This window comes from Rossellomorea sp. y25 (assembly GCF_038049935.1).
In the GTDB taxonomy this organism is placed as follows: domain Bacteria; phylum Bacillota; class Bacilli; order Bacillales; family Bacillaceae_B; genus Rossellomorea.
On record NZ_CP145886.1, the window covers coordinates 2,421,273 to 2,435,446 of the forward strand.

The 14,174-nt window shown below is 41.5% G+C and carries 12 protein-coding genes; 9 read left to right on the forward strand and 3 right to left on the reverse strand.

Annotation, left to right across the window (positions count from 1 at the left end; translation table 11 throughout):
- Positions 1-30: 30 nt before the first annotated feature.
- Positions 31-321 (reverse strand): HesB/YadR/YfhF family protein, encoded by a 291-nt coding sequence (locus AAEM60_RS12080; RefSeq protein ID WP_299737125.1) that lies wholly within the window; start codon positions 319-321, stop codon positions 31-33.
- Between the two features lie 129 nt (positions 322-450).
- Between AAEM60_RS12080 and AAEM60_RS12085 the strand changes: the two genes are divergently transcribed.
- Positions 451-711 (forward strand): hypothetical protein, encoded by a 261-nt coding sequence (locus tag AAEM60_RS12085; RefSeq protein WP_341356412.1) that lies wholly within the window; start codon positions 451-453, stop codon positions 709-711.
- 135 nt (positions 712-846) lie between these two features.
- Here AAEM60_RS12085 and AAEM60_RS12090 read toward each other — a convergent pair whose 3' ends face one another.
- Positions 847-2,013: a CapA family protein gene (locus AAEM60_RS12090; RefSeq protein ID WP_341356413.1), complete on the reverse strand. Its 1,167-nt coding sequence runs from the start codon at positions 2,011-2,013 to the stop codon at positions 847-849.
- Between the two features lie 277 nt (positions 2,014-2,290).
- The gene (gene plsY / locus AAEM60_RS12095; protein ID WP_299739546.1) at positions 2,291-2,872 is read right to left on the reverse strand and encodes a glycerol-3-phosphate 1-O-acyltransferase PlsY; all 582 of its coding nucleotides are present in this window, start codon (positions 2,870-2,872) and stop codon (positions 2,291-2,293) included.
- 199 nt (positions 2,873-3,071) lie between these two features.
- Between plsY and AAEM60_RS12100 the strand changes: the two genes are divergently transcribed.
- From AAEM60_RS12100 to AAEM60_RS12135, 8 genes are all read left to right on the forward strand, one after another.
- Positions 3,072-4,370, forward strand: a complete 1,299-nt coding sequence (locus AAEM60_RS12100) for a purine/pyrimidine permease (protein WP_299737131.1) — start codon at positions 3,072-3,074, stop codon at positions 4,368-4,370.
- Positions 4,371-4,577: 207 nt separating this feature from the next.
- Positions 4,578-5,555 (forward strand): betaine/proline/choline family ABC transporter ATP-binding protein, encoded by a 978-nt coding sequence (locus AAEM60_RS12105; protein ID WP_299737133.1) that lies wholly within the window; start codon positions 4,578-4,580, stop codon positions 5,553-5,555.
- A complete protein-coding gene (locus AAEM60_RS12110; protein ID WP_044336988.1) occupies positions 5,552-6,208 on the forward strand; it encodes an ABC transporter permease in 657 nt (218 codons plus the stop codon). The genes AAEM60_RS12105 and AAEM60_RS12110 overlap by 4 nt, the downstream gene beginning before the upstream one ends.
- A 24-nt stretch (positions 6,209-6,232) precedes the next feature.
- On the forward strand, positions 6,233-7,132 hold the full coding sequence (locus AAEM60_RS12115; protein ID WP_299737138.1) for a glycine betaine ABC transporter substrate-binding protein: 900 nt from the start codon (positions 6,233-6,235) through the stop codon (positions 7,130-7,132).
- A 185-nt stretch (positions 7,133-7,317) separates the two neighbouring features.
- Complete coding sequence (locus AAEM60_RS12120) at positions 7,318-7,725, forward strand: CoA-binding protein (RefSeq protein WP_341356414.1); 408 nt, start codon at positions 7,318-7,320, stop codon at positions 7,723-7,725.
- Between the two features lie 298 nt (positions 7,726-8,023).
- On the forward strand, positions 8,024-9,994 hold the full coding sequence (parE, locus tag AAEM60_RS12125) for a DNA topoisomerase IV subunit B (RefSeq protein ID WP_299737143.1): 1,971 nt from the start codon (positions 8,024-8,026) through the stop codon (positions 9,992-9,994).
- Positions 9,995-9,997: 3 nt separating this feature from the next.
- Complete coding sequence (gene parC / locus AAEM60_RS12130; protein WP_299737145.1) at positions 9,998-12,436, forward strand: DNA topoisomerase IV subunit A; 2,439 nt, start codon at positions 9,998-10,000, stop codon at positions 12,434-12,436.
- 263 nt (positions 12,437-12,699) lie between these two features.
- Entirely contained in the window at positions 12,700-14,127 is a 1,428-nt protein-coding gene (locus AAEM60_RS12135; RefSeq protein WP_299737157.1) for an alanine/glycine:cation symporter family protein, read from the forward strand.
- Positions 14,128-14,174 lie beyond the last annotated feature (47 nt).

Here is a 14,174-nt window from a genome sequence, read left to right on the forward strand (position 1 = left end):
GGCTGGCATATGCCAGCCTTCCATGCTTTCTTATTTTTTGTACTCATATGAAGGTTCTTTAAGTTTATCGTCAAACTTAACGTACAAATCATGACCATCAAAAAACCATAAATCTCTTTCTTCAATAAAAAATTCCCGGTTCTCGACTTCGACTCGTTCGCCAATATCCACCGGTTCGTCTTTATTCACTCCTAATGAAAAACTATCATGCAGAGGACTGGAACCTCCATAGCGCACATAAAAACGAACTTGATCGCCTTCCTCTACAAGCATTTCGTCTTTAAACCACGTAAGAGCTTCTTTTGAAATATGTATCTTCATCGATGAGTCTCCTTTCTCTACAGGTATTCTCCCAGAGTATTTCTTGTAACTTTACAAAGAAGGTTTCATTTCATATTATATACATATAGAAGACGGAACATCTACTATTACGCATAAAGGATGAGACAAATGAATACACAATCATTATTGTATTACATAGGTGCATTTATCTTTGCCGGATTAAGTGTATTAACATTTCTGCAATTGCACGAAGCCAAATATCAGATAGAAGCCGGTACATTTATTATCATTGCTGCACTCATTTACTATGGTATGGTCACCCTATACTTTAAGGCGAGCCGCAAAACTTTTTTGATGGCCAATGCCTTATTGGCTGTTTTAGCCCTTGGTGGCATTTTCTTTAATTCATTGCTATTCGGTGGACATTAAAAAAACGAGCTTTCCCATTGTGGAAGCTCGTTTTTTTGCAGCTGAGTAAATTCAGGTTAATACATTGGAATAGGTTATTATGGACGTATCTTCAAAGCAGCATGGCTTGAAGCCACAAGTTCACCTTGCCTTTTCTTATTCAGGTAAGCCATTCACCATATGTGAGACCATTTCTTCTTCTGAATACCTGATCATACCGTTGTTATTAGCAAAATCAAGAGGATAAATCCTGTAATTATTGTAATGATTCTCTGACACAAAGGTTGGCTGAAATTCAATGGTAGGGTACGTGATCTTAGAACCGCCCGGGTTCATCGTTTTTTCTACTTGCACCGTAACCATTCCTCCAATGTCTTTGAAATCATCTTTCTGTCCCGAAAGAAAATTCCCTAATGAGTAAATGACAACAGCATCACGACCATCACTCGTTTTATACGTTTGGATTGGCTGCAGGACGTGTGGATGATGACCAAAAATGATATCAACCCCACTTTCGGTTAAGACATTTGCCAGTCTTTCCTGTTCCTCAGTAGGGAAGCGTTGATATTCATTTCCCCAATGTAAACTCAATACGACTAAATCAATGTTCATGTTTTTGGCTTTCTTAATTTCTTGTATCATGTTTTGTTCGTCGATCAGGTTGACTAAATAATCTTTCCCCTTTGGAACCGGTATTCCATTTGTTCCATATGTATAGGAAAGCAGGGCAAACTTGATTCCATTTACCTTGAAGGTACGAATCCGTTCCTTATCTTCCTGACTTTTAAACGCACCCACATACGGCATGGATATCTTCTCATAATAGTCGATTGCACTTAGAAGCCCTTTTTCACCTTGATCCAATGAATGGTTATTGGCAGTCGTGACGGCGTCGACCCCCACGTCCTGTAAAGATTTCACAATCTCTTTAGGACTATTGAAAAGGGGATAACTGGAGACTCCAAGCTCCACACCAGCCGGAGTTGATTCCTGATTGGCAATCAGAAAATCAGGGGCCGCCAGCATGTCCTTGATCGGTGAGAACATAGGGGTGAAATTATACCCGTTTTCATCTTTGGCATCATTATACACTGTATCATGGAGAAGGATATCTCCGATGGCGGCAATTGAAGCACTGGACTTCATCGATTTCCCTGAGGCTTGAACTTCTCTCGTCGTATGCAGCAAAGAGTAAAGGTTCTCCTCCTGCAATCCTTCTGCAGATGTTCTCCAGTCTGAGTATTGCTTATCTACAAGATATCCAATCACTAAGAGTAAAGGTATACAAAGGAATAACCCTGCCATTAATCGCTTTTTATTCATATTCATCATCCTTTATTTAAATCTACCTCTATTTTACAAAAAAATAGGGGAAAGCGGGGCATATTTAAGAAAATATTGAAGAATATTATCATATTTTTGTGATTTTTAGACTATTTCGTTAATCCTTGATATTACTTGCCTTTTTATATCCATCATCTTTCTCATACGAATCAAAGGGTATACCTATTTACTTTATCAAAGCATGAAAAAAAGCCACCACTGCAGCAAGGAACTCCATATAAAATAAAGAGATCCTGGTGCTTTGGTCGCTTTTTTACTACAGCCATTTAATTTTTGGTTCGGTTTTATTTCTTATTCGTACTATATTCGCCCGATGTCTGTAAACAACGAAAATGGTCAGAATTCCTACGACGATTATAAGTGGGATATCACCAGTGAAGATCGAATACGCAAAGGCAAGTACTGCTGCCAGCATTGAAGAAAGTGACACATACTTAGTAGCATATAAGCAAATAAAAAATACAGCCAGTAAGATGAAAAATAAGATGAAATTATAGCCTAGAAGAACACCAGCAGAGGTTGCTACTGCTTTTCCTCCTCTGAAGTTTGCAAACACAGGATACATATGGCCGATAACAGCAAAGACCCCTGCTAATAACATATGTACATCACTTTCAAATAGCAATGGCAGGAGAGTCGCAACCGTTCCTTTTAAAATATCCATGATTGTTACAATCATACCGGCTTTCACACCCAGGGTTCTGAATGTATTGGTTCCGCCCAGGTTTCCACTTCCGTGCTCACGAATGTCTTTTCCGTAGAACGTCTTCCCGATCAGTAAACCGGAGGGAATGGAGCCTAACAAATATGCTAATACGAGTATAAGGGCAAAAATCATCATCACTGCTCCTTTTAATATAACTAGTCCGTTCTTATTTTAACATGTTTTCCAAAGGTTGGGGAGAAAATAAGCAAAAAAATTAGTACCTGTTCATAAAAGTAGATAATATCTTTTATTCCTCATAAATCTGATTAAGAAGGAGTGAAGTATGTTAAAATAGACACACTTTACATAGTTGAAATGAAGGTGTACACGTATGCAATTACTTTTATCGGCGTTTCAATGGGTGGCCTTTATGGTTGCAGGCTCAATTGCCGCTCCCATTGCCATAGCTGACCTGTTTCAATTGTCACCCGCAGACACGGCAGGATTTATTCAGCGGACCATCTTTGTGTTAGGAGCCGCGAGTCTTATTCAAGCATTAATTGGTCATAAACTTCCCATTAACGAAGGACCCGCTGGACTATGGTGGGGAGTTTTCGCCATCTATGCAGGGTTTTCAGGAACCCTTTACCACAGTCATGAAGAGGTGCTCGCCGTATTACAGGGCGGGATGATTGTCAGTGGTGTGATTTTCTTTATTCTTTCTGCAACAGGACTATTAAAAAAGTTGTCATCTTTATTTACACCAACGATCACGTTTATTTATTTAATGCTATTGATTCTCCAATTGAGCGGATCTTTTATCAAGGGAATGTTCGGTATACAGCATGAAGGACAATCTCTACAACCCCATGTCTTACTCGGGAGCGTCCTGACCATAATAGTGGCATTATACTTCTCAGGCCATAAACGAAAGTGGATTCAACAATACTCCATTATTCTTGCCCTCATCTCGGGCTGGATAATCTTTATTCTTATGGGCCTAGGTGAAAGCACTACTGTTTCTGAGAGCTGGTTTTCTTTACCTGATGTGTTCGTATTTGGTGCGCCTGTGTTCGATACGGGTGTCATTGTGACATCGATCTTTATCACATTCTTGTTAACAACCAATATGATTGCTTCCATTCGAGTAATGGAAGAGGTAATGAAGGCAAAGGGACATCCGACGTATGAAAGATATACAAAGAGCGGCTTTGCTTCCGGAATGAATCAGCTGTTCGGTGGAATATTTTCAGCAATTGGATCTGTTCCCATTTCCGGGTCTGCCGGATTTGTTGCCGCTACGGGAATGTACTCCATTATCCCCTTTATTCTTGGAAGTGCTATGATCATTATCATCAGTCTGATCCCAAAAGTTATGAATCTCTTCGCAAGCCTGCCCGCTCCAGTTGGCTATGCTGTGACCACGGTCATTTTCATCAAAATGGTCGGCCTTGCTCTTGGTGAATATCGGAAAGAAAAGGACCTCGATAAAATCCATTTTGTCGCAGGTATCTCTCTCATTGTGGGTGTAGGGGCCATGTTTGTTCCCCCATCCGCTTTTAAAGACATGCCTGTAGTGGTGGCCTCAATATTAAACAATGGATTGATACTCGGAACCATCACAGCAATTATCGTAGAACAATATATCCTGTTAAAGCACAAACAACATCCTGAAACCAGTAAACAATAGTTTGCTGGTTTTTATTGTCTTGTCCCATGCTCTGAAGGCCGGACTTTTCCGCCTTTCTTTTAAAAAGTATCTTGTATGTAGATTCCACCTTATTCATAAACTAAAAGTACTAACGCAATTTCTTGGACAACATGGTTACCTTTTGTATAATGAGGGTATCCCTTCTATGTATAGAAAAATTTCTCAGTTCATAAAGCAGGTGGAAAAATGATTGAATTTAAGGACGTCACAAAAGTCTATGAAGATGGTACAGAAGCCATAAAGGGAATCAACCTGACGATACCAAAAGGAAAGCTTGTCGCCTTGATTGGTCCAAGCGGATGCGGGAAAACGACCACGATGAAAATGATCAATAAGCTTATTTCACCTTCCAGTGGAACGATCCTGATTAATGGAAAGGATACTTCTGAAACCGATGAAGTGGAGCTCAGGCGTAATATTGGCTATGTGATTCAGCGAATTGGATTGCTTCCCCATATGACAATAGAAGAAAACATCAGTCTGATTCCACGATTAAAAGGATGGAAGAAGGAACAATACGAAGGTCGAGTGGACGAGCTTCTAAACCTTGTCGGACTGGATCCTCAAGTATACCGTAAACGATATCCACTTGAATTAAGCGGGGGACAGCAGCAACGGGTTGGCGTTATTCGTGCCCTGGCAGCGGAACCGCCCATCATTCTAATGGATGAACCATTCAGTGCCCTTGATCCGATCAGCCGGGAGCAGCTTCAGGATGAATTGAAAAGCATCCAAAATGCGATACATAAAACGATTGTGTTTGTCACACATGATATTGACGAAGCGTTGAAGATCGCTGATGAAATTGCGGTTATGCGCGATGGGAAAATTGAACAGATCGCTACCCCATCCGAGCTCATAAAAGATCCTGCGAACGAATTCGTTCGTGCATTTATCGGAGAGGACAGACTTAATGTTCAACAGCCCCAAAAGCGTGTTTTTGACATCATGGAGGAAAACACAACCTATTTGCTCTTGGAAGAATCAGAATACGCATTGATTCCATATGACGCGTCCATCCAAGAAGCTGCAAGAATACTTCTAATGTCAGAAAAACATTATCTTATGGTTACAAAAGACGGCAGGAATGTCGGCAGCGTAACGGCCAGCGGGATTCTTCGTGCAGTAGCCTCAGAAGGGAAAAAGGAGGCACGTTCTGTATGAATTCATTCTCGTTCTTGTTTATCAACACGATATCAAACCGTTCTGATGCAATCTTAAATGGATTATTTGAGCATCTATATTTATCATTCGTATCTATCTTCATTGCGATTGCCATATCTTTGCCACTGGGTATATACATATCACGAAAAAAACAAACGGCTGAATTTTTTATCGGAATAACTGCCATTTTCCAAACGATCCCTAGCCTTGCCCTATTTGGTTTTCTCATTCCCCTATTAGGTACAGGCAGTATTACAGCGATTATTGCCCTGACTGTGTATGCACTCTTACCGATACTGAGGAACACGTACACCGGGATCATCGGGGTCGATGAGGGAGTCATAGAAGCAGGCAGAGGGATGGGGATGACAAGCTCACAGCTTCTGTTTAAAGTGGAGCTTCCACTCGCTCTGCCTTTCATAATGGCCGGTATCCGAACAGCGACTGTCTTGACGGTTGGAGTTGCGACCCTTGCAACCTTTGTTGGAGCAGGTGGACTGGGCGACCTCATCTACAGGGGACTTTCTACTTGGAATAATTCTTTAGTTCTTGCGGGAGCCATTCCAGCTGCATTACTTGCATTATCTTTCGACTTTTTATTAAAGCTTCTCGAAAGAATGACAACACCTAAAGGACTAAAAGCACGGAAATAAACCATAATTCAAAGGAGAGTAAGAATGAAAAATAAACTAAAACCATTTATTCTATTAATAGCCCTATCCATTGTGATCGCTGGTTGCGGAAATGGTGGGGGGAAAGACACGATTACGGTTTCAGGCAAGATGTGGACCGAGCAGTTTATCTTAACTCAAATGATGGCAGAGCTTCTCAAAGAGAAAACAGATCTCGATGTTAAGGTGGAAGAAGGATTGGGGGAAGTATCGATTCTGACACCCGCTCTTGAAAAAGGCGATATCGACGTATATATCGAGTACACAGGAACTGGACTGGAAGCGGTTCTAAAAGAGCAAGCGGCAGAAGGGGCTTCAGCTGAGGAAATTCTGTCTCAAGTACGTAAAGGATACGAGGAAAAGTTTAATGTGACATGGTTAAAACCACTAGGATTCGAAAACACGTATACTCTTGCTTATACTCAAGACCAGGAATTCGATGCCAAAACATTCTCTGACCTTGTACCCCTATCGAAAGATTTAAGTTTTGGTGCGCCTCATCAATTCTATGAGCGTGAAGGTGATGGGTACGATGCATTTGCTGAAGCTTACGGATACGAATTCAAAGCGAAAGAAAGCTTCGATCCTAACATTATGTATGAAGCAGTGAAGAACGGAGACGTCGATATTATTCCGGCCTTTACTACCGATGGAAGAATACAACGTTACAACCTGAAAACGACTACTGATGACAAAGGGTTCTTCCCACCATATGATGCCGCACCAATCATCCGTCAGGAAGTTCTGGAAGAGCACCCTGAAGTCGAGGAAGTCCTGAATGAATTAGCAGGACAAATCTCTGAAGAAGAGATGAGTGAGATGAATGCCAAAGTGGATATGGATAAAAAAGACCCAAAAGAAGTCGCACGGGAATTTCTTATTTCCAAAGGATTAATTGAAGAGTAAGATGTTTAAGCGTGTCAGGTAGGATTAAGGAGCTTCCTTTTGTCCATCTGACACTTTGTTCTCTTTAGAATAATTTTATAAAATTTTGAAAAGTTAAAGGGAAATATGGTATAAAAGAAGAATAGGACTTAAGGAACAGTCAAAGAATGAATGGATAAGGATCGATGAAGGAGTTGTGATCACCCATGGAAAACCCATCCCGAGAAGAAATCGGAAACATTCTTAAACAATCAAAACGCATTGCGGTGATTGGATTAAGTGATAATCCAGCACGAACATCTTATATGGTATCCAAAGCCATGCAGGATCAAGGCTATGAGATTATTCCTGTAAACCCAACCATTGAGTCGGCATTAGGCGTTAAAGCAGTTCCCACCCTGAAAGAGGTGGAAGGGACGATTGATATTGTCAATGTATTTCGCCGCTCAGAATTTTTGCCTGAGATCGCGAAAGAGTTTGATGAAATCGATTCTAACGTTTTTTGGGCGCAACTTGGTGTAATGAACGAAGAGGCTTATCGCTTTTTGAAAGAACGTGGGTATACAGTCATTATGGATCGCTGTATTAAGGTTGAACATGCTTTAACCAAATAATTCTCACTCGTAACAAGCGGCTCTTACCGCTTGTTTTTTTTCGGATGGATGGTTCTCAATTACCACTGAAAAAAACAGGGCAACACAAAAGAAATACAGGCGCAATTTAGACCTGTCACAGTAATTACATTTGCGAAAATCAAATAAAACGCTACAATATAGCATAGTGGTTTACCTCAGAAATGATTAAAACAGGTAAACGAACAAACGTTCTTGTGTTATAGTTAATATATACATAACCAATAATACCGTACAAGTAATTGTTTTCGGTTAGAGAAGTTTTGAAAGGGGAATGTTCGTGGCCAACCAGAATAAGACCATGGATTACAATGATGATGCCATTCAAGTATTAGAAGGTTTAGAAGCCGTCCGGAAGAGACCTGGAATGTATATAGGCTCTACAGATTCAAGAGGTTTGCATCATTTAGTATACGAAATTGTCGATAACTCGGTGGATGAAGCATTAGCTGGCTTCGGAAGTGAGATTATTGTTACGATACATAAGGATAATAGCATCTCAGTGCAAGATAAAGGCCGGGGGATGCCAACTGGTATGCATAAACTAGGAAAGCCGACTCCCGAAGTTATTTTGACTGTGCTACATGCCGGTGGGAAATTCGGACAAGGTGGTTACAAGACCAGTGGTGGATTGCATGGTGTAGGTGCCTCAGTCGTAAATGCCCTCTCCGAATGGCTTATTGTGACGATTGAAAGAGATGGAACGAAGTATGAGCAACGTTTTACAAAAGGTGGAAAACCGGAAACCACTCTTGAGAAGATTGGGAAAACGAAAAAATCAGGAACATGTATCCATTTCAAACCTGATCCGGAGATTTTCAGTAATACCACGTATAATTACGAAACGCTATGTGAGCGTCTAAGGGAATCTGCCTTCCTGCTAAAAGGATTAAAAATTGAAATCATTGACGAGCGTCATGATCAGAAGGAAGTCTTTCACTTCGAAAGTGGCATACAGGCCTTTGTTCAATACCTTAACGAAGAAAAAGATGTGCTTCATAACGTTGCTTTCTTTGAAGGGGAACACCATACCATTGAAGTGGAATTCTCTTTTCAGTTTAACGACGGTTTCTCGGAAAACATTCTGTCTTTCGTAAACAATGTTCGTACAAAAGACGGAGGTACCCACGAAGCCGGAGCAAAGACAGCGATGACCCGTGTCTTTAATGAGTACGCTCGTAAAGTTGGGATTCTAAAAGATCGGGACAAAAATCTTGAAGGGACCGACATTCGTGAAGGGCTGGCGAGCATTGTTTCTGTACGTATACCGGAGCATCTCCTTCAGTTTGAGGGGCAGACGAAAGGAAAGCTTGGCACAAGTGAAGCACGTTCAGCTGTGGATGCAGTTGTTTCCGAGCATCTTCTCTATTTCTTAGAAGAAAATCCTGATACAAGTTCCCTTCTTATTAAAAAATCCATTAAAGCGGCTCAAGCCCGCGAAGCGGCACGTAAAGCAAGGGAAGATGCACGCAACGGAAAGAAACGTAAGCGTTCTGAAACCGTTCTATCTGGTAAATTAACACCGGCTCAATCGAGAAACCCTCAGCGTAACGAGCTTTACCTGGTGGAGGGTGATTCGGCAGGAGGTTCTGCGAAACAAGGTCGTGATCGTAAATTCCAAGCGATTCTACCACTTCGGGGGAAAGTCATCAATACGGAAAAAGCAAAGCTGCAGGATATCTTCAAAAACGAAGAAATCAATACAATCATCCATGCAATTGGTGGCGGGGTCGGTCCTGAATTCAACGTCGACGATATCAATTATGACAAAATTGTCATCATGACCGACGCCGATACGGATGGTGCCCACATCCAGGTTCTGCTGTTAACCTTCTTCTATCGCTACATGAAACCATTATTAGAAGCAGGGAAAGTGTATATTGCACTTCCTCCTCTCTACAAAGTAAGTAAGGGGGCAGGGAAGAAACAAAAGCTTGAATACGCATGGACGGATGAAGAGCTCCAAGGAGCCATTTCTAAAGTTGGTAAAGGCTATATGATCCAGCGCTACAAAGGTCTTGGAGAAATGAACGCCGATCAGCTGTGGGAAACGACGATGGATCCTGATACACGTGCACTGATCCGGGTGCGTATTGATGATGCTGCCAGAGCTGAGCGTCGCGTGACCACTCTTATGGGAGATAAAGTAGAGCCGCGCCGTAAATGGATTGAAAGTAATGTAGCTTTTGGATTGGAAGAAGATGGAAGCATTCTAGAAAATGAAAACATTACGGTCGCAGAGGAGGGGTAATACATGACAACTGTAGAAAGATATCAAGACTTACCTCTGGAAGAGGTACTTGGCGACCGATTTGGACGTTATAGCAAATATATTATCCAGGAACGTGCATTACCAGATGCACGCGACGGATTGAAACCTGTACAGAGACGTATTCTTTACGCTATGTATGTAGATGGGAACACCCAGGAAAAAGGATTCCGTAAATCAGCAAAAACCGTCGGTAACGTTATAGGTAACTATCATCCACATGGTGACACATCTGTGTATGATGCCATGGTGCGTATGAGTCAAACGTGGAAAGTGCGAAAATATTTAGTCGAGATGCACGGAAATAACGGAAGCATTGACGGAGATCCGCCTGCTGCCATGCGTTATACAGAGGCACGGCTTTCTGCAATCTCCATGGAGCTCTTGCGTGATATAGATAAGAAAACCGTGGACTTTGTACCAAACTTTGATGATACATCCAGTGAACCGACTGTTTTGCCGTCACGTTTTCCGAACCTTTTAGTAAACGGTTCTACCGGTATTTCAGCAGGATATGCAACTGACATTCCACCTCATCACCTTGATGAAGTCATTGATGCGACAATCATGCGAATGGAAAAGCCACAAAGCACAGTGGATGATTTAATGACGGTCTTAAAAGGACCTGATTTTCCAACAGGTGGTATCATTCAAGGGGTAGACGGTATCAAAAAAGCCTACGAAACCGGAAAAGGAAAAGTGGTTGTTCGTGGAAAAGCTGATATTGAAAACATCCGTGGAAGCAAACAACAGATCGTCATAACGGAAATTCCTTATGAAGTAAACAAAGCGAACCTCGTTAAGAAAATGGATGAATTCCGTGTGGATCGCAAAGTGGAAGGAATTGCAGAAGTTCGTGATGAAACAGACCGCGATGGGATGCGCATTGTCATTGAGTTAAAGAAAGATGCAGATGCCACAGGCGTCTTAAACTACCTTTATAAGAACAGTGATCTTCAAATCGCCTATAACTTTAATATGGTTGCGATACATAACAGACGTCCTAAGCTGATGGGACTTCGTGAACTATTGGATGCTTATATTCAACATCAAAAAGAAGTTGTGACAAATCGTACCAAGCATGATCTAAACAAAGCGAAGGATCGCCAGCATATTGTCGAAGGCTTAATGAAAGCTCTCTCAATCTTAGATCAAGTAATTGCAACGATTCGTGCTTCGAAAGATAAACGAGATGCGAAGGATAATTTAATCCAGCAATTTCAATTTACGGAAGCACAGTCAGAAGCAATCGTCAGCTTACAGCTATACCGCTTAACGAATACAGACATAACAGCACTGCAGGCAGAAGCGGAAGAATTAGCGAAAACGATTGCTGAGTTAACGGCTATCCTGGAAAGTGAAGGCAAGCTTTACAGTGTAATCAAAAAAGAATTAAAAGGCATCAAAAAGCAGTTCTCTGATGCTCGCCGCACTAAAATTGAGGATGAGATAGAGGAAATTAAAATCAACCTTGAAGTACTGATCGCGAGTGAGGATGTCATGGTTACCGTTACCCGTGATGGTTACATGAAGCGAACAAGTCTCCGTTCCTATTCTGCTTCAAACGGGCAGGATCTGGCCATGAAAGAAACAGACAGGTTGCTTGGTCAATATGAGATGAATACGACGGATGTACTTTTAGTATTCACGAACAAAGGAAATTACATCTATTGCCCTGTACATGAGCTCCCGGATATTCGTTGGAAAGACCTTGGTCAGCATGTGGGGAACATCGTACCGATTGATCGCGATGAACAGGTTCTAAAAGCAATACCGATTAAAGAATTTGATCCATCCCATTATTTATTGTTTGTAACGAAGAACGGAATGATCAAGAGATCCGAGCTTCCTCAGTACAAAGCACAGCGTTACTCACGTCCTCTTGTAGGAATCAATTTAAAAGGGGACGATGAGCTGATCGATGTGCACTTAACCGATGGATCACACGATATATTCATAGCAACACACTTAAGTTATGGACTTTGGTTCTCGGAAGAAGATGTGAACATCGTCGGACCGCGTGCGGCTGGTGTGAAAGGGATCAACCTTAAGGATGACGATTATGTCGTATCAGGTAAAATCATAAAAGATCCAATGAAGGATTACATTTTCTTAGCTACCCAGCGTGGGGCAGTGAAGAAAATGAAATTAGCAGAATTCGAAAAAACATCCCGTGCCAAGCGTGGAGTCATCATGCTGCGGGAATTGAAATCAAATCCACATCGCGTGGTAAGTATAGAAGTAGTTAAAGACACAGATAAAGTAGGCCTGATCACGAAAAAAGGAAAAGCAGAAGAGGTGCTCCTTTCAGACCTTAGACCGAATGACCGATATTCAAATGGATCATTTGTGATTGATGAAGGGGATAGCGGATCTGTTTGTGAAACGTGGGCAGAATCACTACTACCCGAAACAAAAGAATAGCATGTATTGAAACGACCAGAACTGCTTCTGGTCGTTTTTTATATCCGCATGGAAACAATCGTGAATAATCAATGTATAATCATTCGTGATTGTTGTACAATACCAGCAAAAAATTGTACAACAATTAATATTATTTCGAAAAGATGAATTTATCAGTTGAATAGGCATTTATTTTTTGATAGATTAAGAAAGTGTCTGAATGGGTAAACTTACATAGATTCATACATTTTTTGTCATAAATACAACATCTAGGGGGAACAATTATGGAGTTATTCACAAGTTTAGTAGGTACCTTGAATGATTACATGTGGTCATACATACTGATTGTAGCGCTGATCGGTCTCGGTTTATACTTCTCACTACGAACAAAATTCGCACAATTCCGTTACTTAGGAGAAATGGGAAGGTTATTAACAGATAAGACCACGATTTCAGCAGAAGGAAAACGAGGCATCTCTTCCTTCCAGGCTTTCACGATCAGTACCGCATCCCGTGTCGGCACAGGTAACCTGGCTGGGGTTGCAACAGCGATTGCAGGCGGTGGTCCAGGAGCTGTATTTTGGATGTGGCTGATCGCCCTTCTAGGAGGAGCGACCAGCTTCGTGGAAAGTACACTTGCTCAAATTTACAAAGTGAAAGACGGAAAAGACGGCTACCGAGGTGGTCCGGCATACTATATGGAAAAGGGATTGAATGCCCGTTGGATGGGGATCCTATTTGCCGTTATCATCACATTCTGTTTTGGACTTGTATTTAACTCAGTACAATCCAATACGATTTCACTTGCTATGGAAGAAGCGTATGCATTTGATCGTATGACTGTTGGTATCATCCTGGCCGTATTAACAGCCCTTGTAATTTTCGGTGGAGTAAAACGAATCGCCAGTGTAACTCAAATTGTGGTTCCGATCATGGCAGTTCTTTATCTGATTCTAGCTTTCTATATTCTGATCACCAATATCACCATGCTGCCAAATATGTTTGTGATCATTTTTGAAAATGCATTTGGTATCCGGGAAGTTGCAAGTGGTGGGGTCGGTGCAGCCATCATGATGGGAATCAAACGTGGTTTATTCTCAAATGAAGCCGGAATGGGTAGTGCACCGAACGCAGCAGCATCTGCTGGTGTCACTCACCCCGTTAAACAAGGACTTATTCAAACTCTTGGTGTTTTCACTGATACATTGCTTATTTGTACAGCAACAGCCTTCATGATCATCCTGTCTGATCAATACACAACAGGAATCGATGGCATTCAGCTGACACAAGCAGCCTTAAGTTTCCATGTTGGGGAATGGGCAGATACATTTGTCGCTGTCGCTATCTTCCTATTTGCCTTCAGTTCGATTATCGGAAACTATTACTACGGAGAAACAAATATCGAGTTTATCAAATACAGCCCTGTCACTCTATTTATCTACCGAATGGCCGTCCTTGGCATGGTGATTTTCGGAGCGGTGGTCAAACTGGATATTGTGTGGAGCCTGGCAGATTTATTTATGGGTCTAATGGCGATCATCAACTTAATCGCCATCACGCTATTAGCTAAGATCGCCATATCTGCACTAAAGGATTACCGTGAACAGAAGAAACTAGGGAAAGATCCTGTTTTCTACTCCAACTCTATCAAAGGGTTAAAAGGAATTGAGAGCTGGGAAGCAAAACCTGAAACGACAACAGAACAAAAATAGCAAGAAAGGACCAACCTCTATCATGGGTTGGTCCTTTTTAACTTGTT

Bases quoted from the DNA above. Each gene is read 5' to 3' on its own strand.
- plsY (WP_299739546.1), bottom strand. From the start codon at position 2,872: ATGATTTTTGCCCTTATACTCGTATTAGCATATTTGTTAGGCTCCATT.
- AAEM60_RS12090 (WP_341356413.1), bottom strand. From the start codon at position 2,013: ATGAATAAAAAGCGATTAATGGCAGGGTTATTCCTTTGTATACCTTTA.
- AAEM60_RS12100 (WP_299737131.1), top strand. From the start codon at position 3,072: ATGCAATTACTTTTATCGGCGTTTCAATGGGTGGCCTTTATGGTTGCA.
- AAEM60_RS12110 (WP_044336988.1), top strand. From the start codon at position 5,552: ATGAATTCATTCTCGTTCTTGTTTATCAACACGATATCAAACCGTTCT.
- AAEM60_RS12085 (WP_341356412.1), top strand. From the start codon at position 451: ATGAATACACAATCATTATTGTATTACATAGGTGCATTTATCTTTGCC.
- AAEM60_RS12115 (WP_299737138.1), top strand. From the start codon at position 6,233: ATGAAAAATAAACTAAAACCATTTATTCTATTAATAGCCCTATCCATT.
- AAEM60_RS12135 (WP_299737157.1), top strand. From the start codon at position 12,700: ATGGAGTTATTCACAAGTTTAGTAGGTACCTTGAATGATTACATGTGG.
- parC (WP_299737145.1), top strand. From the start codon at position 9,998: ATGACAACTGTAGAAAGATATCAAGACTTACCTCTGGAAGAGGTACTT.
- AAEM60_RS12120 (WP_341356414.1), top strand. From the start codon at position 7,318: ATGGAAAACCCATCCCGAGAAGAAATCGGAAACATTCTTAAACAATCA.
- AAEM60_RS12080 (WP_299737125.1), bottom strand. From the start codon at position 321: ATGAAGATACATATTTCAAAAGAAGCTCTTACGTGGTTTAAAGACGAA.
- AAEM60_RS12105 (WP_299737133.1), top strand. From the start codon at position 4,578: ATGATTGAATTTAAGGACGTCACAAAAGTCTATGAAGATGGTACAGAA.